25 protein-coding genes and 1 riboswitch are annotated in these 25,734 nt (G+C 60.7%); of the genes, 9 read left to right on the top strand and 16 right to left on the bottom strand.

Annotation, left to right across the window (positions count from 1 at the left end):
- Positions 1-86 precede the first annotated feature (86 nt).
- Positions 87-1,091: a low-specificity L-threonine aldolase gene (gene ltaE, locus BLU85_RS10270; RefSeq protein WP_092201670.1), complete on the bottom strand. Its 1,005-nt coding sequence runs from the start codon at positions 1,089-1,091 to the stop codon at positions 87-89.
- A gap of 253 nt (positions 1,092-1,344) precedes the next feature.
- Positions 1,345-1,515, top strand: a riboswitch (FMN riboswitch).
- Between the two features lie 100 nt (positions 1,516-1,615).
- Here ltaE and BLU85_RS10275 point away from each other — a divergent pair.
- On the top strand, positions 1,616-2,125 hold the full coding sequence (locus BLU85_RS10275) for a 6,7-dimethyl-8-ribityllumazine synthase (protein ID WP_024618891.1): 510 nt from the start codon (positions 1,616-1,618) through the stop codon (positions 2,123-2,125).
- Positions 2,126-2,247: 122 nt separating this feature from the next.
- Here BLU85_RS10275 and astE read toward each other — a convergent pair whose 3' ends face one another.
- The 13 genes from astE to acs form a co-directional block, all read right to left on the bottom strand.
- Positions 2,248-3,255, bottom strand: coding sequence for a succinylglutamate desuccinylase (gene astE, locus BLU85_RS10280; RefSeq protein ID WP_092201668.1), 1,008 nt, complete (start codon positions 3,253-3,255; stop codon positions 2,248-2,250).
- Positions 3,256-3,267: 12 nt separating this feature from the next.
- Positions 3,268-3,555, bottom strand: coding sequence for a hypothetical protein (locus tag BLU85_RS10285; RefSeq protein WP_003178862.1), 288 nt, complete (start codon positions 3,553-3,555; stop codon positions 3,268-3,270).
- A 69-nt stretch (positions 3,556-3,624) separates the two neighbouring features.
- Positions 3,625-4,971: an N-succinylarginine dihydrolase gene (gene astB, locus BLU85_RS10290; protein ID WP_092201666.1), complete on the bottom strand. Its 1,347-nt coding sequence runs from the start codon at positions 4,969-4,971 to the stop codon at positions 3,625-3,627.
- A gap of 131 nt (positions 4,972-5,102) precedes the next feature.
- Positions 5,103-6,572 carry a succinylglutamate-semialdehyde dehydrogenase gene (gene astD, locus BLU85_RS10295; RefSeq protein ID WP_170847596.1) on the bottom strand — a complete coding sequence of 490 codons (1,470 nt, stop codon included), beginning with the start codon at positions 6,570-6,572 and terminating at the stop codon, positions 5,103-5,105.
- Positions 6,569-7,594 carry an arginine N-succinyltransferase gene (astA, locus tag BLU85_RS10300; RefSeq protein WP_092201662.1) on the bottom strand — a complete coding sequence of 342 codons (1,026 nt, stop codon included), beginning with the start codon at positions 7,592-7,594 and terminating at the stop codon, positions 6,569-6,571. The genes astD and astA overlap by 4 nt, the downstream gene beginning before the upstream one ends.
- Positions 7,595-7,637: 43 nt before the next feature.
- Positions 7,638-8,657: an arginine/ornithine succinyltransferase subunit alpha gene (gene aruF / locus BLU85_RS10305; RefSeq protein WP_092201660.1), complete on the bottom strand. Its 1,020-nt coding sequence runs from the start codon at positions 8,655-8,657 to the stop codon at positions 7,638-7,640.
- Between the two features lie 236 nt (positions 8,658-8,893).
- Positions 8,894-10,114: an aspartate aminotransferase family protein gene (locus BLU85_RS10310; protein ID WP_060741008.1), complete on the bottom strand. Its 1,221-nt coding sequence runs from the start codon at positions 10,112-10,114 to the stop codon at positions 8,894-8,896.
- A 359-nt stretch (positions 10,115-10,473) separates the two neighbouring features.
- Positions 10,474-11,454 carry a GlxA family transcriptional regulator gene (locus tag BLU85_RS10315; protein WP_060741007.1) on the bottom strand — a complete coding sequence of 327 codons (981 nt, stop codon included), beginning with the start codon at positions 11,452-11,454 and terminating at the stop codon, positions 10,474-10,476.
- Positions 11,455-11,567: 113 nt separating this feature from the next.
- Positions 11,568-12,332, bottom strand: a complete 765-nt coding sequence (locus BLU85_RS10320; RefSeq protein ID WP_053124413.1) for an ABC transporter ATP-binding protein — start codon at positions 12,330-12,332, stop codon at positions 11,568-11,570.
- Between the two features lie 56 nt (positions 12,333-12,388).
- Positions 12,389-13,087, bottom strand: coding sequence for an ABC transporter permease (locus BLU85_RS10325; RefSeq protein ID WP_060741005.1), 699 nt, complete (start codon positions 13,085-13,087; stop codon positions 12,389-12,391).
- Positions 13,084-13,773 carry an ABC transporter permease gene (locus tag BLU85_RS10330; RefSeq protein WP_014339811.1) on the bottom strand — a complete coding sequence of 230 codons (690 nt, stop codon included), beginning with the start codon at positions 13,771-13,773 and terminating at the stop codon, positions 13,084-13,086. Before BLU85_RS10330 ends, BLU85_RS10325 begins: the two co-directional genes overlap by 4 nt.
- A 90-nt stretch (positions 13,774-13,863) precedes the next feature.
- Positions 13,864-14,637: an ABC transporter substrate-binding protein gene (locus BLU85_RS10335; RefSeq protein WP_092201658.1), complete on the bottom strand. Its 774-nt coding sequence runs from the start codon at positions 14,635-14,637 to the stop codon at positions 13,864-13,866.
- Between the two features lie 641 nt (positions 14,638-15,278).
- Complete coding sequence (acs, locus tag BLU85_RS10340) at positions 15,279-17,234, bottom strand: acetate--CoA ligase (RefSeq protein ID WP_092201656.1); 1,956 nt, start codon at positions 17,232-17,234, stop codon at positions 15,279-15,281.
- Positions 17,235-17,630: 396 nt separating this feature from the next.
- Here acs and BLU85_RS10345 point away from each other — a divergent pair, with 396 nt between their 5' ends.
- Positions 17,631-17,894, top strand: coding sequence for a DUF2790 domain-containing protein (locus BLU85_RS10345; RefSeq protein ID WP_092201654.1), 264 nt, complete (start codon positions 17,631-17,633; stop codon positions 17,892-17,894).
- 30 nt (positions 17,895-17,924) lie between these two features.
- Positions 17,925-18,140 (top strand): hypothetical protein, encoded by a 216-nt coding sequence (locus BLU85_RS10350; protein WP_092201652.1) that lies wholly within the window; start codon positions 17,925-17,927, stop codon positions 18,138-18,140.
- 119 nt (positions 18,141-18,259) lie between these two features.
- Here the strand turns inward: BLU85_RS10350 and BLU85_RS30470 are convergent, their stop codons facing one another.
- Positions 18,260-18,601 (bottom strand): hypothetical protein, encoded by a 342-nt coding sequence (locus BLU85_RS30470; RefSeq protein ID WP_139207957.1) that lies wholly within the window; start codon positions 18,599-18,601, stop codon positions 18,260-18,262.
- Positions 18,602-18,629: 28 nt separating this feature from the next.
- Here BLU85_RS30470 and BLU85_RS10355 point away from each other — a divergent pair, with 28 nt between their 5' ends.
- The 3 genes from BLU85_RS10355 (at position 18,630) to BLU85_RS10365 (ending at position 21,847) form a co-directional block, all read left to right on the top strand.
- Positions 18,630-19,877 carry a ribonucleotide-diphosphate reductase subunit beta gene (locus BLU85_RS10355; protein WP_024776511.1) on the top strand — a complete coding sequence of 416 codons (1,248 nt, stop codon included), beginning with the start codon at positions 18,630-18,632 and terminating at the stop codon, positions 19,875-19,877.
- A 352-nt stretch (positions 19,878-20,229) separates the two neighbouring features.
- Complete coding sequence (locus BLU85_RS10360) at positions 20,230-20,850, top strand: LysE family translocator (RefSeq protein ID WP_092201650.1); 621 nt, start codon at positions 20,230-20,232, stop codon at positions 20,848-20,850.
- A 10-nt stretch (positions 20,851-20,860) separates the two neighbouring features.
- Entirely contained in the window at positions 20,861-21,847 is a 987-nt protein-coding gene (locus BLU85_RS10365; RefSeq protein WP_256572861.1) for a quinone oxidoreductase family protein, read from the top strand.
- A gap of 19 nt (positions 21,848-21,866) precedes the next feature.
- Here BLU85_RS10365 and BLU85_RS10370 read toward each other — a convergent pair whose 3' ends face one another.
- Positions 21,867-22,748, bottom strand: a complete 882-nt coding sequence (locus BLU85_RS10370) for a LysR family transcriptional regulator (RefSeq protein ID WP_092201648.1) — start codon at positions 22,746-22,748, stop codon at positions 21,867-21,869.
- 110 nt (positions 22,749-22,858) lie between these two features.
- Between BLU85_RS10370 and BLU85_RS10375 the strand changes: the two genes are divergently transcribed.
- The 3 genes from BLU85_RS10375 to BLU85_RS10385 are packed head-to-tail and all read left to right on the top strand — an operon-like array spanning position 22,859 to position 25,701.
- Positions 22,859-23,983 (top strand): fatty acid desaturase, encoded by a 1,125-nt coding sequence (locus BLU85_RS10375; protein ID WP_170847595.1) that lies wholly within the window; start codon positions 22,859-22,861, stop codon positions 23,981-23,983.
- 14 nt (positions 23,984-23,997) lie between these two features.
- Positions 23,998-24,453, top strand: coding sequence for a cobalamin B12-binding domain-containing protein (locus tag BLU85_RS10380; protein WP_092201644.1), 456 nt, complete (start codon positions 23,998-24,000; stop codon positions 24,451-24,453).
- Between the two features lie 42 nt (positions 24,454-24,495).
- A complete protein-coding gene (locus BLU85_RS10385) occupies positions 24,496-25,701 on the top strand; it encodes a methylaspartate mutase (RefSeq protein WP_092201642.1) in 1,206 nt (401 codons plus the stop codon).
- Positions 25,702-25,734 lie beyond the last annotated feature (33 nt).

Here is a 25,734-nt window from a genome sequence, read left to right on the forward strand (position 1 = left end):
CGGCAAAGGGCCGCATTATATCGGCCCTGCGCGTGGGGTACAGCGTGTTTATACGATAGAAACTGTCAATTGCCCCGGTTAGCGGGTCATTGGCGAGAAAATTCGACGAAAGTGGCGACCACCTGGTCGATTTGCGCCGCGCTCACGTCCATGTGCGTCACCATTCGCAGGCGTGGCGCCGCGCTGAGCTTGACGCCCCGCTCATCGGCAAACGCCTTGATCGCCTCGGCCCGCTCACCCATTTGTACGTAGACCATGTTGGTCTGCACCGGCTCGACCTCGTAACCCGCCCCGCGCAGGCCCTCGGCAAGCCGCTGGGCGTTGGCGTGGTCATCGGCCAGGCGCTGGACCTGATGCTCCAGGGCATACAGCCCGGCTGCCGCGAGGATCCCGGCCTGGCGCATGCCGCCACCGACCATCTTGCGCAGCCGGCGAGCCTTGCCGATCAACTCGACGCTGCCGCACAGGACCGAGCCCACCGGAGCGCCAAGGCCCTTGGACAGGCACACCGACACCGAATCGAAATGTTGCGTGATTTGCCGGGCATCGACATTCAACTTGACCGCGGCGTTGTACAACCGCGCCCCGTCCAGGTGCAGGGCGAGGCCATGTTCCTGGGTGAAACGCCGGGCCCGGGCCAGATATTCCAAGGGTAGCACCTTGCCCTGCATGGTGTTTTCCAGGGCCAGCAGGCGAGTGCGGGCAAAGTGAAAGTCATCGGGCTTGATCGCCGCGGCGACGTGCGCCAGGTCCAGGGATCCATCCGCCTGCACCTCCAGAGGCTGGGGCTGGATCGAACCGAGCACCGCCGCACCGCCGCCCTCGTATTTGTAGGTGTGGGCCTGCTGGCCGACGATGTACTCATCGCCGCGCTCGCAGTGGGCCATCAACCCCAACAGGTTGCTCATCGTGCCCGTGGGCACGAACATCGCCGCGGCAAAGCCCAGGCGCGCAGCCAGTTCGGCTTCGAGGCGATTGACGGTCGGGTCTTCGCCATACACATCATCGCCGGTCGGCGCGCTGGCCATGGCATCCAGCATGCCGGCGGTAGGTTGGGTGACCGTGTCGCTACGAAGATCGATAACACTCATGAATCTGGCCTCTGGTGCTGGTGGGGGAATTCCCTTTCGAAGGGCAATTACTGCGGGCATGGTGAAGAATAATCAAGACTGATCGACGGAAAGCCTGAAGATTATCCAGAACGCCTGTGGGAGCGAGCTTGCTCGCGATGGCGGCAGCGCATCCAGCATCAACGCAAGCTGAACCACCGCTATCGCGAGCAAGCTCGCTCCCACAGTAGGTTATGTGTTAAAAATCCCCCCGCTGCCAAAAACCATGACGGCAAAACGTTCTCAGGGCGGGGTGTAACTCCCCACCGGCGGTAATTGCACGCAACGTGCATAGCCCGCGAGCGCTTGGTGGTACACCGCTTTTTTTGGGGTGTAGCGGCAAGGTCAGCAGACCCGGTGTGATCCCGGGGCCGACGGTCATAGTCCGGATGAAGAGAGAACGGGATTGGCACCCAAGGGCCGACTGCGACTGTCAGTGCGCGGCGTACCCTCGAATCCCCTTCGATTCATGACGCCCTGTTTTTCACACAAACAGGAACCAGAACATGCAACCCACTGCAATCGACAGCAAAAGCAAAAGTCATCCGGGCGAGCGCGTCGCGTTCATCCAGGCCTGCTGGCACAAGGAAATCGTCGACCAGAGCCGTAAAGGCTTCGTCGCCGAAATGATCATCCAGGGTTACCAGGAAAGCGACATCGACTTCTTCGAAGTCGGCGGCGCCTTCGAGATTCCGCTGCACGCCAAGCTGCTGGCCAAGTCAGGCCGCTACGCCGGCATCGTCGCCGCCGGCCTGGTGGTGGACGGGGGCATCTACCGTCACGAGTTCGTCGCCCAATCGGTGATCAGCGGCCTGATGCAGGTGCAGTTGGAAACCGAAGTGCCGGTGTTCTCGGTGGTGCTCACGCCGCATCATTTCCATGCCGGGGAAGAACATCAGAAATTCTTCTTCGAGCATTTCGTGCACAAGGGCCAGGAAGCGGCGAAGACTTGCGCCGATACCTTGCACAAGACCCGGGCGTTGCGTCGCAGTGAACAGCGGGCGGTAGCGGTCTAAAACCACTAAAAAACCTGTGGGAGCGAGCTTGCTCGCGATGACGGAGTACCAGCCACCTGCAACATTGACTGGAACACCGCCATCGCGAGCAAGCTCGCTCCCACAATGGTTCGGTGTAGGTTTCAGGCCAGGTTTTCGTCAGTCGCCGGTACGATCAGGATCCCGGCCCGCAAGCCATTCTTGACCTTGGGGTTCGGGAAGATGATCCGGGCACCCTCCTCTTCGATCACCCAGCGGGTCTGGGCGATGTCCTCGGCCAGCACATAACCTTTTTCAAGCTCGGAGAAGTTCTCGATATCCGCCGGCAGGTTCAGGCGGAAGCCGTCGCTGTGCTTGATGATTTCCCGCGCCACGCTGAACAGCTGCAGGCCATCCAACCCTTCGTCCAGCTCAGGCTCGTTGCCTTCGATGATCTGTTGCAGGCGGGTTTCCAGCAGGTTGACGTTGACCCCCTCGTTCTGCCCGAAGGGCCGGGCCTTGCCCAGCTCCAGGGTGAAGGACTCGGCGCCGAGCTGATCGTAGGTGTAGGCACTGAAGACAATGGACGGCTTGTTCTGCAGCAACACCGCCTCCATGCCCGCGGCACGCAGGCGTGCCAGCTCACGGCGTGAATGCGCGCGGCCTTCCTTCCATGGGTACAGGGCAAATTGCTCGATCTTCGAGCCGCGGATGGCGGTGTGCAGGTCGTAATGCAAGCGGCTGCGCTCCGGCCGACTGAAGAAACTGGCGGCCAGCCGCTCCAGCTCGCAGGCCCGCAGCGCTTCAGGACCACCACTGAGCTCATGGCGACCATTGAACAGCCGGTTGACGTCCTGCTCGACGAAACGCTCACCGCGCCGGATGGCCTCGGGGTTGCCGAACAGGAACAGAATGCGTGCCCGCGGCTTCAGGTCGCCACGGGCAATGTCGTGCAGCAGGCGGTCGAGCAATTCGATCGGCGCGGTTTCATTGCCGTGGATACCAGCCGACAGCAGCAGGTCCAGGCCGTTATCCCGGGCTTCGGGTGGCTTGACCTCCAGCGCGCCCTCGCTCAACCAGCGCATCCGTACGCCTTCGACAGTCAGTTGAGTCTTCTCCGCCGGTTCACGGCCGGCGAGGGTCAGTTCAAGCAGTTTGCCGAGGGCGAGCATAGCGCGGTTTCCTTAGTGGTCGTGGCCGCAATCCGGGCCATGGACATGGTCATCGTCGCCGACGTCCGCCGGTTCCATTTCCAGTTGCAGGCTGACCAGGTTGGTCGCCAATGGACGCAACAACAGGTTGGCGTATTCCTCGTCCCCTTCCTCGACATCGACGCCGATCAGCAACTGACCGCGGCCATCCTGCTGGATCCACAACTCCTTGCCTTGCCACATCACCGCGACACGGGTGCAGGAGGTTTCCAGTTGGGTGCCGTCGGTGTCTTCAAGGATCAGCTGCAGGGTATCGCTCATGTCTTTACGTTCTCGTCTGGGGATAAGGCAACGCGCCCTGCTTTGACTGTAGTCAGGTCGCGCGCGCTTTCAATTGATCTGGAAAGGATAAACCGCGCCAAGTTTAAGGATTTGTGTCAGTTCATCCAGTGCCCCACGGCATTCGAGCAGCAACTGCGGGTCTGCCAGGTCATTTTCGGTCATGCGGTCGCGGTAGTGCCGCTCGACCCATTGGGTCAGCGAATCGTACAGCGGCGCGGTCATGATAACCCCTGGGTTGACGGCCGCCAGCTCGGTTTCATTAAGGGCCACGCGCAACCTCAGGCAAGCCGGGCCGCCACCGTTCTGCATGCTTTGCTTGAGGTCGAAGACCTTCACTTCGCGAATGATCCCGCCAGCGCCCGTCAGGCCTTGCAGGTATTGCCAGACGCGTTCGTTGCTGCGGCATTCTTCCGGCACGATCAAGAGCATGGAGCCGTCGGGACGCGACAGCAACTGGCTATTGAACAGGTAGGAACGTACCGCGTCATCGACAGTAACCGCCGAACGCGGCACGCACACCGACTGAAACTTCCCACCGACCTTGGCGAGTTTGCTGCTCAACTCGGCCAACATCCTGTCGGTCTCGAGAAACGCGTCCTCGTGATAGAACAGCACTTCGCCATTGCCCACCGCGATCACGTCGTTGTGGAACACACCCTGGTCGATCACCGACGGATTCTGTTGGGCGTACACCACGCCCTCCTCCCGCAGCCCATGCAGGCGGGCAACGGCCTGGGAGGCTTCCAGGGTCTGGCGCGCCGGGTACTTCTGCGGTGCGGGATAACGGGTGTCGAAGGCGCTACGACCGAAGACGAAGAACTCCACGCCGGCCTCGCCGTAGGCGCGGCAGAAACGGGTGTGGTTAGCCGCGCCTTCATCGCCGAACTGCGCCACCGCCGGCAACGCGGCGTGGTGGGCGAAGTGCTGCTGGTCGGCAAACATGGCCCCCAGCACACGACTGGTGGTCGGATGCTCGATGCTGCGGTGGTACTTGCAGTTCAGGTTGGCGGCGGTGAAATGCACGCGTCCATCGGCGGTGTCGGCACTCGGGCTGACGGTGGCGGCGTTGGCCACCCACATGCTGGAGGCCGAGCAACTGGCGACCAACAGCGGCATCGCCTCTTTCGCGGCCTGCTGGATCACCTGGGCATCGCTGCCGGCAAAGCCCAACCGGCGCAGGGCCGCCACGTCCGGACGCTCCTGCGGTGCCAGCACACCTTGCTGGAACCCCATGTCCATCAGCGCTTTCATTTTCGCCAGGCCCTGCAACGCCGCTTCCTTGGGGTTGGAGGACTGCTGGCTGTTGCTCTGGGACGCGACGTTGCCGTACGAGAGCCCGCCGTAGTTATGGGTCGGCCCCACTAGACCGTCAAAGTTGACTTCATAGGATTTCATCAGCGAGGCTCCACGAGAATCTGTTTTTTATAGGCATCAAATAACAACCGCATCGCGGCCTTCGCGAGCAAGCTCGCTCCCACATGGATTGCGCAAGACCCTGTGGGAGCGAGCTTGCTCGCGATCGGGGTTCACACCATTCTCACACCGGGGGTCAGGGCAGCCGGCATGACAAGGCTTGGCGTCTCCAGGGAAGCCACCGGGTACGCGCAATAATCGGCCGCGTAATAAGCACTGGCGCGATGGTTGCCCGAGGCACCGACACCGCCGAACGGGGCGCTGCTGGCGGCGCCGGTCAGCTGTTTGTTCCAGTTGACGATACCGGCGCGGCTCTGCAGCCAGAATTGCTGGTAACGCGCCAGGGAATCGGACAGCAACCCGGCGGCCAGGCCATATTGCGTATTGTTGGCCTCGGCGATGGCCGCGGCGAAGTCCGTGTAGCGGATCACTTGCAGCAACGGCCCGAACAGCTCTTCATCAGGACGCTCGGCCACCGCCGTCACATCCAGGATACCCGGCGTCAGCAATGCCGCCTGGGGCTGCGGCTGGGTCATGGCCAACAGCGGCACGGCGCCCTTGCCCAGCAAATGGTTTTGCGCGTCCATCAGCGCCTTCGCCGCGCCCAGGGAAATCACCGAGCCCATGAACGGCGCCGGTTGCTGGTCGAAAGCACCGACTTCAAGGGTCGAGCTGACCGCCACCAGGCGCGCCAGCAAGGCATCGCCCCAGGCGCCTTCCGGCACCAGCAGGCGGCGCGCACAGGTGCAGCGCTGTCCGGCGGAAATGAAGGCGGACTGGATAATGGTGTAGACCGCCGCATCGACGTCCGCTACCTCATCCACCACCAGCGGGTTGTTACCGCCCATTTCCAGCGCGAGGATCTTGTCCGGACGCCCGGAAAATTGTTGATGCAGCAGATTGCCGGTGCGGCTGGAGCCGGTGAAGAACAGCCCGTCGATACCTGGGTTCGCTGCCAGGGCGATACCGGTTTCCCGCGCGCCTTGCAGCAGGTTCAGCACACCCGCCGGCAGACCGGCCTCGACCCAGCACTTGACCGTCAGCTCGGCGACTTTCGGTGTCAGCTCACTCGGCTTGAACAACACGCTGTTGCCAGCCAGCAGCGCGGGCACGATATGCCCGTTGGGCAAGTGACCGGGGAAGTTGTAGGGGCCGAAGACCGCGACCACGCCGTGGGGCTTGTGGCGCAGCACGGCGGTGGCGTCGCCCAGGGGGCCGCTCTTCTCGCCGGTCCGCTCGCGGTAGCTCTGCACCGAAATGGCGACCTTGTTGACCATGCTGGTCACTTCGGTCGCCGCTTCCCACAACGGCTTGCCGGTTTCTTCACCGATGCACTGGGCCAGTTCGTCAGCGTGGCTTTTCAGGGCCGCGGCAAAAGCTTCCAGCACCTGGATGCGTTCATCCAGCGAGCGCCGCGCCCAGTCCGGGAACGCCTGGCGCGCGGCCTGCACCGCCGATTCCACTTGCGCCGCCGTGGCGCCGTTGCCCGACCACAACACTTGCTGGGTCACGGGGTTCAACGACTCAAAGAGGTCGCCCTGGCCTTCCAGCCAGCTACCTGCGATGTACAACGAATTCATCATTTCGACTCCCGGGCAGCGGACAACGCAACGGCACGCACCTGGTCGCCGGCATTGAGTTGAAGACGTTTGGCGGTCAGCGGATCGACCACCAGGGTGCCTGCGGCGAAGCGCGCTGGTGCAGCGGTGATGCGGCAGTCTTCGCGCTTGCGGTTATGGATGAGGAAAGGCGTGGCGTCGTCGCCCGGCGTGCCGATGGCCAACACCAGCGCCTGGCTGTCGCGAATCGCGCGGATCTTGCCGGTTTCGCACTCCACCGCCGGGCCGGCGTCGAAGATGTCGACGTAACCCTGATAGCTGAAACCTTCGCTCTTGAGCATCGACAAGGCCGGTTCAGTGTCCGGATGAACCTGGCCAATCACGGCCCGGGCATCTTCGGACAGGAAACAGGTGTACAGCGGGAACTTGGGCATCAGTTCAGCGATGAACGCCTTGTTGCCCACGCCGGTGAGGTAATCGGCCTGGCTGAACTCCATTTTGAAGAAATGCCGGCCCAGGCTTTCCCAGAACGGCGAACGGCCGTTGTCGTCGGACATGCCGCGCATCTCGGCAATGATCTTGTTGCCGAACAATTGCGGGAACTCGGCGATGAACAACAGCCGCGCCTTGGCCAGCATCCGGCCATTGAGGCCATTGCGGTAGTCGGCGTGCAGGAACAGCGAGCACAGCTCGGAATTGCCGGTCAGGTCGTTGGCCAGGAACAGGGTCGGGATTTCCCGATAGATGTTCAATTCCTGGGAAGCGCTGACCGTCAGGCCGACCCGAAAGTTATACCAGGGCTCACGCAGCCCCACGGCACCGGCGATGGCGGAAATGCCCACCACGCGACCGTCATCGTCTTCGAGCACGAACAGGTAGTCCGCGTCACCGCGCCCGGCTTCGCCGCGAAAGGTCTTCTCGGCCCAACCGACCCGATGGGCCAGGCGCTCTTCATTGGCCGGCAAGGTGGTCAGGCCGGTGCCCGTGCTGCGGGCCAGGGCGATCAGAGCGGGTAAATCGCTGCTGCGTACGGGACGAACGATCATGCTATCTCCTCAAACGGGCCGCTTGCGCCACCCGCGAAACTCATTAAACCGCCACCAGGCGCACGCTGGCACCTTCGCCAACGCCCAAGGCTTCGGCCGCTTCCATATCCAGGGTCACCGGCTTGCCCGGCGCGTAGTCGAGTTCGAGCAGCACGGCGCGGTAATCCTGCAACTGGGCATTGGCCACCAGGTATTGGCGACCGACGCCCTTGACCGGTTCGCCGATCTTGACCGGCACCACGCGGCTCTGGGCGATCGAGCGGATGCCCGAGACGCGGGCATGCAGGGTCGGGCCACCGTCGAAGATGTCGATGTAGTGATCGGTCTCGAAACCCTCGCGCATCAGGATGTCGAAGGTGATCTGCGCCCGCGGATGCACCTGGCCCATGGCTTCCTGGGCGGCATCCGGCAACAGCGGCACGTAGATCGGGTAATGGGGCATCAGCTCGGCGAGGAAGGTACGGCTCTTCAGCCCGCACAGGCGCTCGGCGGCGGCGTAGTTGAGGTCGAAGAAGTTGCGACCGATGGCGTCCCAGAATGGCGAGTCGCCATTCTCATCGCTGTAGCCGACGATCTCGGTCACCACCGAATCGGCGAACCGCTCCGGATGGCTGGCGACGAACAGCAGCCGCCCCCGTGAGTTGAGTTCCGACCATGGCGAGCCCACCAGCTCCGGCACCACGTAGAAACTGGTCAGCAGGCTGTTGCCGGTCAGGTCGTGGCATTGAGAGAGCACGTGGATCTTGTTGTGGATCTTCAGCTCACGGGAGGCATGGACGAAGGTCTCGTTGCGAAAGCTGTAGAACGGTTCGGAATAACCGGCCGACGCGACGATGGCCGAACAGCCCGCCAGCTTGCCGGTCGCGGTGTCTTCGAGGACGAAGAAATAGCTCTCTTCACCGTTGAAGCTGACTTCGGCGGCAAACGAGGCTTCGCTTGCGGCGATCTTGTCGCTCAGGCGTTCCACGTCATCCGGCAAGGAAGTGACACCGATCGGACTGTCCGCAGCCAGACGCTGTACCTCGCCCAGATCCGCCATTTGCGCGGGGCGCATCACCAGCATGGTGTCACTCCTTAACTTGAAATAAAGGGTTCGACCCTCAGGTCGACACACAGAAAAAAACTAAACGAACACGCGGGTCCGCATTGCATCTGCCGCGGTATTCGATTTTCAGCCGCAGCAAGCCCCCTATGGGAGCGAGCTTGCTCGCGATAGCGGTGTGCCAGTCAACATCGATACTGGCTGGTCCGACGCCATCGCGAGCAAGCTCGCTCCCACAAGGGGGTCCAGCTTCAGCGTCAGGCCTGGGTCAGCTTCGCCGCGGCCCGCTCGAAGCGGTCCAGGCCGGCGTCGATGTCGGCGTCTTCCACTACCAGGCTCGGGGCGAAGCGAATCACGTCCGGGCCGGCTTGCAGGATCATCAAGCCTTCCTGTTCGGCGGCGTTGAAGATGTCCTTGGCCTTGCCTTTCCAGGCATCGTTCAGCACGCAACCGATCAGCAGGCCCAGGCCACGCACCTGGGTGAACAGGCCGTACTTCTCGCCGATCTGCTCCAGGCGCGCCTTGAACTTGGCGTGCTTGGTTTTGACACCACCGAGCACCTCAGGCGTATTGACCACATCGATCACCGCTTCGGCCACCGCGCAGGCCAGCGGGTTGCCGCCATAGGTGGTGCCGTGGGTGCCGACCACCAGGTGCTTGGCCAGGGCTTCGGTGGTGAGCATCGCCGCGATCGGGAAACCACCGCCCAGGCTCTTGGCGCTGGTGAGGATGTCCGGGACCACGCCGTAATGCATGTAGGCGAACAGATGACCGCTGCGCCCCATGCCGGTCTGCACCTCATCGAACACCAGCAGCGCGTCGTGGGCATCGCACAAGTCACGGGCGCCTTGCAGGTAGGCCTGCTCGGCCGGCAGCACGCCGCCCTCGCCCTGGATCGGCTCCAGCACCACGGCGCAGGTCTTGTCCGAGACAGCGGCTTTCAACGCGGCCAGGTCGTTGTAAGGAACGTGGGTGATACCAGTGATTTTAGGCCCGAAACCGTCGGAGTACTTCGACTGCCCACCGACGTTGACGGTAAACAGGGTGCGACCGTGGAAGCTATTGAGCGCGGCGATGATTTCGTATTTTTCGCTGCCGAAACGATCGAACGCAACGCGACGGGCCAGCTTGAAGGCGGCCTCGTTGGCTTCGGCGCCGGAGTTGCAGAAAAACGCGCGCTCGGCAAACGTCGCGTTGACCAGCTTGTGGGCCAGGCGCAGGGCCGGCTCATTGGTGAAGACGTTGGAGACGTGCCACAGCTTGTTGGCCTGTTCGGTCAGGGCGCCGACCAGCGCCGGGTGGGCGTGGCCCAGCACGTTGACTGCAATGCCGCCAGCAAAGTCGATCAACTCACGACCGGATTGGTCCCATACGCGGGAACCGGCACCACGCACAGGTATGAAGGCAGCAGGTGCATAGTTGGGAACCATAACCTGGTCGAAATCGGCGCGTTGTACCGCGGCTTGCTCAACGGACATCGGAGTCTCCTGATGAGGAACACCCGCCTGGAACTGGCGGGCTTGGTAAGGATTGTAAGGACAGTTTTCAGCCCGGCCTTGCCGCCAAGCGACAACTTCTTATAGCGCCAACCCACGTTTTGCGCGGGTTTACGGCAATGCGACAAATAGCGTCGCAAAGGCGCAGTTTAAACGTTGCCAGTGGATTTGAGGCGCCCGCCTCCACATTTCCGCTGCCAGACACAAAACACCTGTGGGAGCGAGCTTGCTCGCGATAGCGGCGTATCAGTCAACATCGATGCTGGCTGGTCCGACGCCATCGCGAGCAAGCTCGCTCCCACAATTTTTTGTGTCGACCGCCCTATCCGCAGCCTTGCCGCCTAGCCCCGTTCGGACGGCACCGAGGACAATTCGAACGGGCTGCTGCTGCGTCGCTGGTTGCGGTCTTCCCGCGGCGTGGCGCCGAAGAAGTTGCGGTAGGCACTGGAGAAGTGTGGCCCCGAGGAGAAACCGCAGGACAGGCCGATCTGGATGATGGATTTGCTGGTCTGCATCAACATCTGCCGGGCCTTGTTCAGGCGCAGCTCCAGGTAATACTGGCTGGGCACGCGATTGAGGTATTGCTTGAAGATCCGTTCCAGTTGCCGACGGGATACACACACATGCTGGGCGATTTCGTCGGTGGTCAGCGGCTCTTCGATGTTGGCTTCCATCAGCAGCACTGCCTGGGTGAGCTTTGGATGGCTGGAGCCGAGGCGGTTCTGCAGCGGGATGCGCTGGCGCTCGCCGCCCTCACGAATGCGCTCGACCACCAACTCCTCCGACACCGCGCCGGCCAACTCCGCACCATGATCCCGGGCCAGGACCGCCAGCAACAGGTCCAGCACCGACATGCCGCCGCAAGCGCTCAGGCGATCGCGATCCCAGTCGAACAGATGACTGGTGGCGATGACCTTGGGGAAACGTTCGGAGAAGTCGTCCTGCCAGCGCCAATGCACGGCGGCACGGTAACCGTCGAGCAAACCCAGCTGGGCCAAGGGATAGACACCCGCCGACAAACCACCGATCACGCAACCGGCACGCACCAGTTGCTTGAGGGCGCTGCTCAGGGGCGAGGCCAGTGCGGTCGGCGGCTCATCGGCCAGCAGGAACAGCTTCTGGAACCCCTCGAGCTTGCCGGCCCAAGGCTCGCCCGGCAATTGCCAGGCGCCGGCAGCCGGTGGCTCGGCCTGCAAGAACGACAGCTCGTAGACCACATCCGGATGCACCCGCTGAGCGACACGCAAGGCCTCCTCGGCCAGCGCCAGCGTCAAGGCTTTAGTGCTGGGCCAAATCAGGAAACCTATTCGATGGGCAGTCATGGCGGGCGATCCGAAGCGAAAACAGTGTTAAAGCCAAAAGCGGCTGCAACCAAATTAGACCATCTGGTGCGCGGTGCGCAGCATGACCCAAATCAGGTGCGTAACGGGAGCGATTACTTGAGGCTGCCCGAAAGAAATTGTTGCAGGCGCTCCGATTGCGGGTTGACCAGCACTTCACGCGGGTTGCCGCTTTCTTCGACGATGCCCTTGTGCAGGAACACCAGCTGGTTCGAGACCTCGCGGGCAAAGCCCATTTCGTGGGTCACCACCACCATGGTCCGACCTTCCAGGGCCAGGGCCTGCATCACCTTGAGCACGTCGCCCACCAGCTCCGGGTCCAGCGCCGAAGTCGGTTCGTCGAACAGCATCACCTCAGGCTCCATCGCCAGCGCACGGGCAATCGCCACGCGCTGCTGCTCGCCGCCGGACATGTGGCCCGGGTAGGCATCCTTGCGATGGGCCACGCCGACCTTGTTCAGGTAGTGCTCGGCCTTCTCCCGCGCTTCAGCCTTGGCCACACCCAGTACATGCACGGGCGCCTCCATGATGTTTTCCAGCGCGGTCATGTGGGACCACAGGTTGAAATGCTGGAACACCATCGACAGCCGCGAACGCATGCGCTGCAGTTGCTTGGGGTCCGCGGCCTTCATGGCGCCATCCTTGCCGGCGACCAGTTTCAGCTCTTCGTTGTTGAGCAGAATCTTGCCGGCATGGGGTTGCTCGAGCAGGTTGATGCAACGCAGGAAGGTACTCTTGCCGGAGCCACTGGAGCCGATGATGCTGATCACATCGCCAGCGGCGGCCTTCAGGGACACACCCTTGAGCACTTCGTGACTGCCATAGCGTTTATGCAGGTCTTGGACTTCAAGCTTGTACATGCGGTCGGTTCTCACAAAACGTCAGTCGTTGAGCAGTCGATCGGATCGATGCGTTATCAGTGCTTGCGCGGGGCCAGGTAACCCAGCCAGCGGCGCTCGGCCAGTTTGAACAGGCGCACCAGGATGAAGGTCAGGCACAGGTAGAAAGCACCGGCCGTGATGTAAGCCTCGAATGGCAAGTAATACTGCGCATTCACCGTGCGCGCCGCGCCGGTGATGTCGATCAGGGTCACGATGGAGGCCAGGCTGGTGGTCTGCAACATCATGATCACTTCGTTGCTGTATTGCGGCAGCGCCCGACGCAAGGCCGACGGCAGCAGGATCCGGCGATACAGCTTGTAGCGCGACATGCCCATGGCCTTGGCCGCTTCGATCTCACCGTTAGGCGTGGCCCGCAGGCTACCGGCGATGATTTCGGCGGTGTAGGCGCTGGTATTGATGGCGAACGCCAGGCACGCGCAGAAGGTCGCACTGGACAGCCACGGCCAGAGGAAGCTTTCGCGCACGATCGCGAACTGCGCCAGCCCGTAGTAGATCAGGAACAGCTGCACCAGCATCGGCGTGCCGCGGATCACGTAGGTGTAGAGCCAGGCCGTCATGTTGACGATCGGCTGCTTGGACACCCGCATCAGCCCCAGGGGCAACGCCGCCAGCAGGCCGAAGAACAGCGACAGGGCCAACAATTTGAGGGTGGTCAGCAAGCCGCTGAAATACAGCGGCAAGGCTTCATAGATGACGTTGTAGTCGAAGATCATAGATCAGCCGCCCTTACGCCTACCGAGTAGCGCTTCTCAAGGTGACGCAACGCCAGCAACGAGACACTGGTGATCACCAGGTACATCGCCGCCACTGCGAGGAAGAAGGTGAAAGGCTCGCGAGTGGCATCCGCCGCCTGCTTGGCCTTGAACATCATGTCTTGCAGGCCCACCACGGAAATCAGCGCGGTGGCCTTGGTCAATACCAGCCAGTTGTTGGTGAAGCCCGGAATCGCCAGGCGAATCATCTGCGGCACCAGCACCCGGAAGAACACTTGAAAGCCGTTCATGCCGTACGCCATGCCCGCCTCGGCCTGACCCTTGGGGATCGCCATGAATGCACCGCGAAAGGTCTCCGACAGGTACGCACCGAAGATGAAACCCAGGGTGCCGATACCGGCCGCCAGCGGGTTCAGGTCGATGTAGTCGTCATAGCCGAGCATCGGCGCCACGCGATTGAGCAGGTCCTGGCCACCGTAGAAAATCAGCAGGATCAGCACCAGGTCGGGAATGCCGCGAATGACCGTGGAATACAGGTCGCCCAGCCACGCCAGCCAGCGCACCGGAGAAAGGCGCAACGCAACGCCGATCAGACCCAGGACGATGGCCAGGGCCATGGACGACAAGGCGAGCTCAAGCGTCAACCATGCGCCATCGAGGATGACAGCCCCGTAGCCTTTCAACATGATTCAGGTCCTCGAAAGTGGGATGAAAAAATGGCGCAAACCGCAGAGATCCTGTTGCTTGCGCCATTTCGCACGAGTGGCGGGACGTCGTTACTTGCCGTAGATGTCGAAAGCGAAGTACTTGTCCTGGATTTGCTTGTATTTGCCGCTCTCGCGAATGGCGGTGATCGCACCATTGATCTTGTCTTTCAGCGCATCGCCCTTGCGAACCGCGATACCGATGCCGTCGCCGAAGTATTTCTCGTCGGTGAAGGCCGGGCCTACAAATGCGAAGCCCTTGCCGGCATCGGTCTTGAGGAAACCGTCATCCAACAGGGTAGCGTCTGCCACGGTGCCATCGAGACGGCCGGCGGCGACGTCCAGGTAGATTTCATTCTGCGAACCGTACGGCTTGATCTCGGCACCCAGCGGGGCCAGGACTTCACGGGCGAAACGCTCGTGGATCGAACCGCGCTGCACGCCGATGTTCTTGCCCTTGAGCTCGGCGAGGCTGTCGCTGACCTGGGTACCGGCCTTCATCACCAGACGGGCCGGGGTGTTGTAGTACTTGTTGGTGAAATCAACGGACTTCTTGCGATCTTCAGTGATCGACATGGACGACAGGATCGCGTCGATCTTGCGCACCTTCAGCGCTGGTATCAGGCCGTCGAATTCTTGCTCGACCCATACGCACTTGACCTTCATTTCTTCGCACAGCGCATTGCCGATGTCGTAGTCGAAACCGACGATGCTGCCATCCGGGGCTTTCGAGGCGAACGGAGGGTAAGCCGCTTCGATACCAATCTTCAGGGGTTTCTCATCAGCGAAGGTCGGCAGGGACAGCACGGACAGTGCCAGGGCGCCAAGCAGCACAAGTTTCTTCATCTTGGGACTCCATCGGTAAAGGGCAAAAACGGCAGAGTGAGCAACAGCCCAATATGCGAATGGGTGGAACGAACGTGGGTGCTGCGTCCTGGGAAGCTCACGGTTTATCCGACGCGAGCCACGACGAGCGAGTGATCGGCATTCTAACGACAGGCCCGAAGCCGATATTTCTTCAATGCGACAACAAATTACAGAAGCACCGAGAAAGCGGTCCGAGCACATTGACAGCCCCGCAAATTCATGCAAGAGCAAAAGAAGGGAAACCGATCTATGCTGCAAATAGCGGGCCCATTATTCGCAAACCCTTCTAATCCGGCAAGCACAGCGTGTCGGCTTATTTTCCGGAACGTCCGGAGCCGCCCTGTAACGGGGCTTCGCGTTTCACATCGCCCCGTTGTGGCGCCTTTGGTTACACATTTCGAAACACCGGTAACGCTCAGACACCTCCTACTTCAAACCTCGATATTTATTCATCCGCCGAACCTGTGGCGAGGGAGCTTGCTCCCGCTGGGCTGCGAAGCAGCCCCAAAGCCAGGCACCGCGGTCGTTCGAACACCCTCGCCACAAGGGCTATATGACGCACACAAAAAAGCCCCGCCAGGCAAATGCCAGGCGGGGCTTCTTGAGGTCACAAACCGCCGTCAGGCAACGTTCATGGTCTTGTGCGTCTCGATCAAGTGCGCCACCACACCCGGGTCGGCCAGGGTGGAGATATCACCCAACCCGTCGTATTCCGCCGTGGCGATCTTGCGCAGGATGCGGCGCATGATCTTGCCGGAACGGGTCTTCGGCAGCCCTGGTGCCCACTGGATCACATCCGGCGACGCAATCGGACCGATCTCCTTGCGCACCCAGTTCTTCAGTTCCAGGCGCAGGGCCTCGCTGGTTTCTTCGCCGGCATTGAGGGTGACGTAGACATAGATGCCCTGCCCCTTGATGTCGTGCGGCACACCCACCACCGCCGCTTCGGCGACTTTCGGGTGGGCGACCATGGCGCTTTCGATCTCGGCCGTTCCCATGCGGTGGCCGGACACGTTGAGCACGTCATCCACTCGACCGGTGATCCAGTAGTAACCGTCCTCGTCGCGACGAGCGCCGTCACCGGTGAAGTACATGCCACTGAAGGTCTTGAAGTAGGTGTCGACGAAGCGGTCGTGGTCGCCGTACAGCGTACGGGCCTGGCCTGGCCACGAATCGAGGATCACCAGGTTGCCTTCGGCGGCGCCTTCGATCAGGTTGCCGAGGTTGTCCACCAGCGCCGGCACCACGCCGAAGAACGGGCGAGTGGCCGAACCTGGCTTCAACGCCGTGGCGCCTGGCAACGGGCTGATCAGCACGCCACCGGTCTCGGTCTGCCACCAGGTGTCGACAATCGGGCAACGCTCCTTGCCGACATTCTTGTAGTACCAGTCCCAGGCTTCCGGGTTGATCGGCTCGCCCACCGAACCCAACAGGCGCAGGCTGCTGCCATCGGCGCCTTCGACGGCGGCGGTGCCCGAGGCCATCATCGCGCGAATAGCCGTCGGGGCGGTGTAGAGGATATTGACCTTGTGCTTGTCGATGACCTTGGCCACCCGGGTGATGTCCGGGTAGTTCGGCACGCCTTCGAACAGCAGTGTGGTCGCACCGTTGGCCAGCGGGCCGTAGACGATATAGCTGTGGCCGGTGACCCAGCCCACGTCGGCGGTGCACCAGTAGACCTCGCCTGGCTTGTAGTCGAACACGCGCTCATGGGTCAGCGCCGCGTACAGCAGGTAACCGGCCGTGGTGTGCTGCACGCCCTTGGGCTTACCGGTGGAGCCAGAGGTGTAGAGGATGAACAGCGCTTCTTCGGCGCCCATTTCCTTCGGTGCGCAAACGGTACCGGCCACCTTCATCAGGTCTTCGTACCAGATGTCGCGGTGCTGGTTCCACTTGATGTTGCCAGCCGTGCGCTTGCACACGATGACTTTCTGGATGCTGCTGGTTTCCGGGTTGGTCAGCGCGTCATCGACGTTGGCCTTGAGCGGGATCTTCTTGCCGGCGCGAACGCCTTCGTCGGCGGTGATCACCACTTTGGATTTGCAGTCGATGATCCGCCCGGCCAGCGCTTCAGGGGAGAAGCCGCCGAACACCACCGAGTGAATCGCACCGATCCGGGTACAGGCCAGCATCGCGACCACAGCCTCAGGGATCATCGGCATGTAGATGGTCACCACATCGCCGCGATGCACATCCTGGCCACGCAGGGCGTTGGCGAACTTGCAGACTTCTTCGTGCAGTTCGCGATAGGTGATGTTGCGGCTCTCGGACGGGTCATCGCCCTCCCAGATAATCGCAATTTGATCGCCGCGCTCAGCCAGGTGACGGTCGAGGCAGTTGTAGGACACGTTCAAGGTACCGTCGGCGAACCACTTGATGTCGACATGGTGATCGTCGAAGGAGGTCTGTTTCACCGTGGTGAACGGTTTGATCCAGTCGAGGCGCTTGGCCTGCTCGCGCCAGAAGCCATCCGGGTTGACGACCGACTGCTGATACATCGCCTTGTAGGTCGCCTCGTCAGTCAACGTACTGGCCGCAACCTCGGGGCGAACGGGATACAGAGAAGCCGCACTCATCTTTCTTACCTCGGAGACATAGTTGTTTTTGTATGGTCCCGTTGTAGCCCGGGGCGGGCCTATAGAACCATTCGACGATGGTAGTAACAAGTCCCTACAAAATGTCGGTACTAGTGGGAGCGAGCTTGCTCGCGATGACGGCAGCACCTCCAACATAGATGCCACAGACAACCCCACCACCTGCAGCGATTATTACCAGATCAACCAACAGTGTTTATCAAAACCAAGGCTTTTTGTGCCCAGCCCCACTCCCTAAAATTCATCTCGCCAACCGGCAAACACGATTAACGCAACACAGCCCCCACGAAGGCCGTTAATCCAACTTCCAATACTTGCTCCACACGCAACCCCAAAAAGGTTGCGTGACCCCACTCGACCTCAAGAAAGGTGAATCAGATGAAAGCTTTATGGGTTCTGGTCCTCGGCAGCCTGTGCGCCACCGCGATGGCGGATGAGGCCCCGACCGATGTCGCACAGCAAAAACCGGCCATTGAGGAGTACACCTACTCCACTCACCTGGACATCGCCAAAGTCATCTCCATGAGCGACATCCCCAATGTCTGCGAAGTGGTCCCGGCGAAGATGGAGTACGACGACTCCAAGGGCCAGCGCCATATCCTGCGTTACAGCGTCATGGGGACCGGTTGCTCCAACGGCTGATCGACTTCGAACGAACCAGGAGCAACCACCATGAAAAGCAAACTGTTCTTCGCCTTGGCCCTGTCCGTACTGGCCGCCAATAGCTTCGCCACCGACGGGTTCGATCGCACCGGTTCCGCCGCCGCCATCGACCGCTACAACCTCACGGATGCTGCCACGGTCGCCACCGACGGTCACGACCACACCGACCCGACCACGGTCGCAGCCGATGGCAACGACCGCACCGGTTCGGCCCGTACCGATTGATCATTACTGGCATTTTCCACGGCCCGGTTTCGATCGGGCCTGGTTGTGTCTGGAACCGCTGAAAACCCTCCCAAAACACAACATGTAGTGCAAAACCGCAAAAAACGCTCGTTTTTTGATCAAAACCAACCGTCGTTCGCCCCAGGCAAAAAAAATCTTCGGCGGCCAAAGCCTTGTAAATACTCGCTCCCACGCGGATATGCCCTTCGCGATGCCTTCTGTGAGCCATTTCGCCGCAGCACGTAGGCAAAAAAGTCCTTATAATGCCGCCTCAAACGGGCCTGCAATATTCCCTTACAGGGGATCAAGGCTGCCTGAAGCCCACGCCAGCGCCAAATGCCTCCCGGCGTTCTGCGCCGCTTCGGAACGACCCGTACATTTTTCTGTTTATTGCCTGCGTCAGCTGCTGCAACAAACGATTTTTCAAGATCCATCGCGGCCAGTAGGCCTTCATCGGGCATCTGGCCCTCACGCAGGAGACGACACGTCATGCTGAGCTGGGACGAATTCGACAAAGAAGACGGCGAAGTTGCTGTAAAAGGCGCCAACGCCGGCCACGCTTCTGAAGCCAACATGGACCGCCTCGACAGCGCCGGCGGTGCCGCCGCCCTCGAAGCCCGGGCCGTGACGGCCAGCGACTCGGCCGCGATCATTCGCGCCAAGGCCGCCCTCGACAAACTCGACGTCGCCGAAGGCCTCGCCGAACTCGAAGGCGCCTCAGCCCGTGTCGCCGTCGATGAAAAGCGCATGATCAACTGCCGCGCCGACCTCAACCAGCTCGTACCTTTCAAATACGACTGGGCCTGGCAGAAGTACCTGGACGGCTGCGCAAACCACTGGATGCCGCAAGAAGTCAACATGACCGCCGACATCGCCCTCTGGAAAAACCCGGAAGGCCTGACCGACGACGAACGCCGCATCGTGATGCGCAACCTGGGCTTCTTCTCCACCGCTGACTCCCTGGTTGCCAACAACCTGGTCCTGGCCGTGTACCGCCTGATCACCAACCCGGAATGCCGCCAGTACATCCTGCGCCAGGCGTTCGAAGAGGCGATCCACACCCACGCCTACCAGTACTGCATCGAATCGCTGGCCATGGACGAAGGTGAAATCTTCAACATGTACCACGAGATCCCATCGGTCGCGAAAAAAGCCGCCTGGGGCCTGAAGTACACCCGTTCGATCTCCGATCCGAAGTTCGAAACCGGCACCCCGGAAACCGACAAAGAGCTGCTGCGCAACCTGATCGCCTACTACTGCGTCCTGGAAGGCATCTTCTTCTACTGCGGCTTCACCCAGATCCTCTCCATGGGCCGCCGCAACAAAATGACCGGCGTCGCCGAGCAGTTCCAATACATCCTGCGCGACGAATCCATGCACCTGAACTTCGGCATCGACGTGATCAACCAGATCAAGATCGAAAACCCGCACCTGTGGGATGCCGAAATGAAGGAAGAAGCGACCCAGATGATCCTGCAGGGTACGCAACTGGAGATCGAATACGCCCGCGACACCATGCCTCGCGGCGTGCTGGGCATGAACGCGGCGATGATGGAGGACTACCTCAAGTTCATCGCCAACCGTCGCTTGTCGCAGATTGGCCTGAAAGAAGAATATCCAGGCACGACTAACCCGTTCCCTTGGATGAGCGAGATCATGGACTTGAAGAAAGAGAAGAACTTCTTTGAGACGCGAGTGATTGAGTATCAGACGGGTGGGGCTTTGAGCTGGGATTGATTTCAAAAAGAAACATCCTGAGCTAAACCGCCAGCGACTTAACAAAAAACCCGTGAAAACGGGTTTTTTGTATTCTACAGAACCAAAACCGCGCTTAACTCCAGACAGGCGCGCTCCCTTTACCCTACGAAAGCTCAGCATCATTGCTTATTAACGGCATATCGCCTCAATTGCCCCTCACCCTGGCCCTCTCGAAACCTCGGCTCACCTAAAGGCAACGGCGACCGCCCTCCTTCCCACCACGCTTCCCCCATTTATGGGAAACCGCCTTGCGCTCTTCGCTATAACCTTAGAAGCAACTGCGAATTAGACTTGCCGGAGTTAAGTCCGCGTTGTGTTTAAGGAAGACAACATGCAAGAAATTTTCAGCATCAACTGGTTGCTTTGGCTATCGACCATGGTTCCGCTGACCCTGAGTGCGGGTCCCGGCAACTTGATGGTGGCGACGTCGGGTGCGCAAAGCGGTGTACGTCGTTCGGTGCGGTTTATCGTTGGGCTCGACATTACTTACTTCCTGATCGCCGTGCTGGTCGGCTTAGGCCTTTATCACACGCTGATGAACAATCCGACGCTGGTATGGGCGCTGCAAGTGGTGGGCAGTTTCTACATCCTGTGGCTGGGTGTACGCATGTTGCGTCGTCCACTGAAAGCGCCCACCGACAAGGCCATGCACCTGCAATTTCGGGACGGCATTGTTATACAACTGGGCAACGTGCAAGGGATCGTGATGTTGCTGGTGATGTTTTCCACCTTCATGCCTTCCGGCGAGACCAGCAGCACGGTCGTGTTGATCCTCAGTGCGGCACTGATTTCGCTGAACTTCTTCTCCCATGTCATCTGGGTGTCGATGGGTTCGACTGTGCAGAAACTGATCCAGTCCCGCCCCAAATTGCTGATGTTTCAGAACGCTGCGTTCGGCCTGATGCTGATAGCGGTTGCCGTATGGATTTTCCTGCGCATCGGCCCGCTTTAAGGAGGCTCACATGACCCAGACCCACGGAATTGTCTTCGCCGCCCCCGGGGCACCCAACGTCATGGAATTGCGCAACTACCCGTTGCGTACCACCGGCCCTGAAGAAATCACTGTAGCCATCGAAGCCGCCGGCGTGAACTTCATCGACCTGCATCGGCGCTCCGGCGCGCTGGACGATGGTTCAGCCTTCCCCCGGGGCTTGGGCATGGAAGGTGCTGGGCGTGTCGTCGAATGTGGATCGCAGGTGAAAAACCTGGCCATTGGCGATCGAGTGGCCTTCGTCGACAGCTCGACCGGCAGCTACGCTGGTCACGCGGTCGTTCGCGCTTCGCGGGCGATACGCCTGCCCGATGGCGTGCCGAGCGAAGTCGCGGCAGGCGTCATGTTCAAAGGGCTGACGGCCGAATACCTGACGCATCGCTGCGTGCCGCTGGCGCCTGGTGATTTTGTGGTGTGGCACGCGGCAGCGGGCGGCGTGGGCAGCATTGCCACAAGCTGGCTGGTCGCTCGCGGTGTACACGTGATAGGTCTGGCTTCGACCGAAGCCAAGCGCCGTCAGGTTCTGGATGTGGGGTGCATCGCGGCCCTCAATGCCGAAGCGCCAGACACACTGGGGTCGATCCGTGAGTTGACCGATGGCAAAGGCGCCCATGTCGTGTTCGACTCTATCGGCAAAGATACCGTAGAGCTGTCATTGGCGAGTTTGCGTCCGCGCGGCCACCTCGTGCTGTTTGGCAATGCTTCGGGCGACGTGACGGATTTCAACCTGTCCCGGCTCGGGCAAATGGGCTCGCTGCATGTGACGCGGCCGTCGTTGAAGCACTACATCGGCGGCGACACTGAATTGACCCACGCGGCCGAACGGGTGCTGCAAGCAGTGGCCAGTGGCGCGATTCGTTTGCCGGCAATCGCGCACTTCCCCCTCGCGCTGGCGGCCCAGGCCCACTGCGTCATGCAATACCGCCAAACCCAGGGTTCATTGATTCTGGTGCCATGACCTCGCGGTAAGACGGTCGTCAGTGCATACCGACCGCTTTGCCGTGAAACAGCTCCGTCAGATATTCCACCACTCGATCAACGCGGCTCACACCCTGGGTCGCCTGATTGCGCAGCAACCAGATTTCCGAGCGGCGAGCAGGGTGACTGGCCAACACCTGGCACAGACCGGACTGGTGTCCGACATAGACGGGAAGCGCGGCAATCCCCAGATCCGCTTCGACTGCCTTGAGCTGCGCATTCAGGTTTGAAACGCGCATCCACAGCTTCTGGTCTCCGGTCATTTCGCTCAACCATTGGGCGAGCGGCATATACGACATTTCTTCGGTCCAGCCGATCAGGCTGTGGTGCTTGAGGTCGGCGGGTTCGGCCGGCAGACCGTTGGCATCGGCATAAGCCCGGGAGCAGAAAAGCCCCTGCATCAGGGTCCCGACCCGGCGCATGGTGAAGTTACCGTTCTCCGGTCTGCGCAAGCGGATAATGATGTCGCTGTGGCTCTGCGTGAGTTTCGACGACACCGCCGAGTTAATGAAGTCGAAGCTGATCTCGGGATGCTGAGCCTGGAATACCGCGAGTTGCGGAATGATCAAGTGCGTGCCCATCAGTTCCGGACAATCGATGCGCACCTGTCCCGCCATCCGATCACCCGGTTGCGACATCTGCCGCTCGATCAGTTTGAAACGCTCTTCCGTTTCCAGTGCCAATGGCAGCAACGCTCTTCCCGCTTCGGTCAGGAAGTAACCGTTGGTCTTCTTCGAAAACAATACCGTACCGAGCGATTCCTCAAGCGCCGCGATCTTGCGCGACACCGTCGAGGCCGACACCTTGAGCGAGATTCCGGCCTCGGTCACGTTGTTCGATTTAGCCACGAAGATAAAAACCTTCAGATCATCCCAATCCATGTCGATGACATACCCAAAAATGGAAAATCGATCCCCACCTATTTCTATTCGAAATATCCAGAGGCCACGTTACAGTTTTTGCATGGAGCAAAACCCTAGAGGAAACATGGATGATACGTAACTCAATGCGCGCCCTTCCAGGGTTCATGCAGCCGTTTCTGAGTTGGCTGACAGCCAAGCCTCTGCCCGAAGACCTCGATAAAGTCCGACCTCTGAAGCCGTTCCACCATATCGTTGTGTCGGCGGGATTAATAGCCGGCGGCGCGCTGTTGGCCGGTATCGGTTATTCGCAGGCCAGCATTGCGCTGTGGCTGTTGGGCTTTGTCCTGGCCACCGGTGGCATCAAGCAGATGCAAGTGATGATCTGCCACAACTGCGCCCATGACATGGTCTTCGAATCGCGCGAGACCAATATGACCATCGGCCGAATCATTTCCGGCGTCCTGATGCTCAAGCCCTTCGATACCTACAAGCGCGAACACGCGCTGCATCACAGTTCGAAAACGCTGCTGACCGACGATGATGACACCCTCTCCTACCTGCAAAGTGTGGTGGGGTTGAAACCGTCCGACAGCATCGCCAGCATGTGGACCAAACTGGTCTCGACCGCGCTGTCGCCACTGGCCGTGCTGCGTTCGTGCTGGGGCCGATTGAAAGGCACCGCCACGACTGAAAACCGCCGCGTCGCAGTATTGACCCTGGTCTTCTGGGCGGGCCTTGCACTGCTGTCGGCAGCCTTGGGCCATTTCGATCTGTTCATCGTGGCGTGGGTGATTCCGATCTTCGCCGGCTACCACATCAGCACCACATTTCGCCTGGCGGCCGAGCACACCTGGCCCAGCGTGGACGTACTGGAACGGCGCGGCATCGACTTCATTTGCGAGAGCACCACCGGCGTATTCATCGGCGAAGAACTGCGCATACCCGAAGGGGCGGGAACTGTTCGACGCTTCGCCCATATCAGCGTTTGGCTGATCAAGATGCTGGCGTTCCACTTGTTTGTCCGAGTGTTTGTGATGGTCGGCGATACACCGTGTCACGACTTTCATCACCGGCGCCCACGATCCAAAGACTGGCCGAACTACATCACTGCCCGCGAACGCGACAGGATCGAAGGTTCCAAACCCTTTCCCACGAACTACGCCGAGACCTGGGGCTATATCAACTCGGTGACCACCAACTTTCGCAACTTTCAGCGGGCGCTCCCGTACTACGCAACCAGGACAGCAACTTAAAAGGGACTTTAACGATGACTTTCAGCAAAACCGCTCTGCTCACCACCGTGCCTTCGGACTCCCATAGCTGGAATCTGGTGTTCATGGAGTTCCTGCTCACGGACATGGGCTACAACGTCGAGAATCTGGGGCCGAACACGCCCATGGATGAAGTGATCGCGCGGCTCAACCGCCACGCCAGCGCCATGGTTGTCGTCAGCACGGTCAATGGCCATGGCTACATCGAAGGCGCTGAACTCGCGCGGCGTATTCGTAGCGAAACCAAACACACCGACGGGGTGTATATCGGCGGCAAGATCTGCACCGAAAACGATCCTCAGACCATTGCCCGACATAGCGACACACTGCGCGCCGCCGGTTTCGATGAGGTGTTCGACGACAGCGTGGCCAACAGCTTCGATACCTTTCAGGAGTTGGTGTCCGCCCAGTTGTATCCAGAGCATTACCTGGAGAAACGGATCGCTCGCTGACCCGTTGCACCCTTACCGATTCGCAGAAAAAGGCAGATCAGGATGATCGATTTCAACACCCATGTTCTTGAGCGCTTCAACGCGCATGGCCCGGTGCTCCAGCCGCGAATGGGCTTCAGTGACCCGGCCCGGATGCAAGCCGGCCTGGAAGCCACGGCAGCGAGCCGGGCGAACACTGTGTGCACCATCACCCTTGATGCGTTCACCCGGGTAAACAATCTTGAAGCAGCGCAACGGGCCATCGACAGCGAATCGATGCTCAACGGTTATCCGATCGTCAACCATCCGCCAGCGCAGACCCGTGCCATGATCGACCAGATCGATGCGCGCTACCGCCTGCCAGTGCAGGTTCGTCATGGTTCGCCCGACCCGTTGCACATTTTCGAGCGCATGGTCGAAGTCGGTCTGCCCACCACCGAGGGCGGACCGATTTCCTATTGCCTGCCGTACAGTCGCACGCCGTTGCGCGAGGCGTTCGGGCATTGGGAGAAAGCCTGTCAGGTGCTGTCCAGCGGCGTCGACAACAGTCACATCGAGAGCTTCGCCGGTTGCATGATGGGACAGATGTGCGATCCGGTGATTCTGGTGGCGCTGAATATTCTTGAAGGGTTGTTCTTGCGCTCCCATGGCATCAAGACGCTGTCGTTCTCCTACGCTCAAGGCACCTCGCCGGTGCAGGATCGTGCCGCGGTGACAGCCCTCCAGCAACTCGCGGCCGAATATTTTGCGCCGGGCAGCTATCACTTTGTCGGTTATGTGTTCATGGGGTTCTTCCCGCGCTCGCTTGGCGGTTTTTGCCGAATCACTGGCGATGCGCTGGCGATGATCCGCGCCACGGGTGTGCAGCGTGTGATCATCAAGACACCGGTGGAATCAAGGCGCATTCCCCGGGTAGAGGAAAATATCGCGGCGCTGGAGTACTGTGACTACTGCCTGAACACCGACGGCGTTCTACCGCAGATTCCGTTCGATTCCCAGGAACACGGACGCGTCCTGCGTAGCGCGAAACGCCTGATCGAAGGCACGCTGGCCCACGACGGTAACTTGTCCGAAGCCCTGCTCGGTGCCTTTGACAGTGGTTTTCTGTCGATCCCCTACTGCCTGCACCCCGACAACAAACGCGGCGCCGGCACTGTGCTGACACCGGAAAACTATTACCACGGGTTCCAGGGCGAGCGGGTGGAAAACGCCTTCTCGTTTCTGGCGGCGCTGAGGCAGAACATCCGCACCTATGACTGCGTGCTTTGACGCTGGAACGACCCGCTCGCTGCCTTGATTGGG

The organism is Pseudomonas sp. NFACC14, assembly GCF_900106885.1.
GTDB classification, from domain to species: Bacteria; Pseudomonadota; Gammaproteobacteria; order Pseudomonadales; family Pseudomonadaceae; genus Aquipseudomonas; species Aquipseudomonas fluorescens_AA.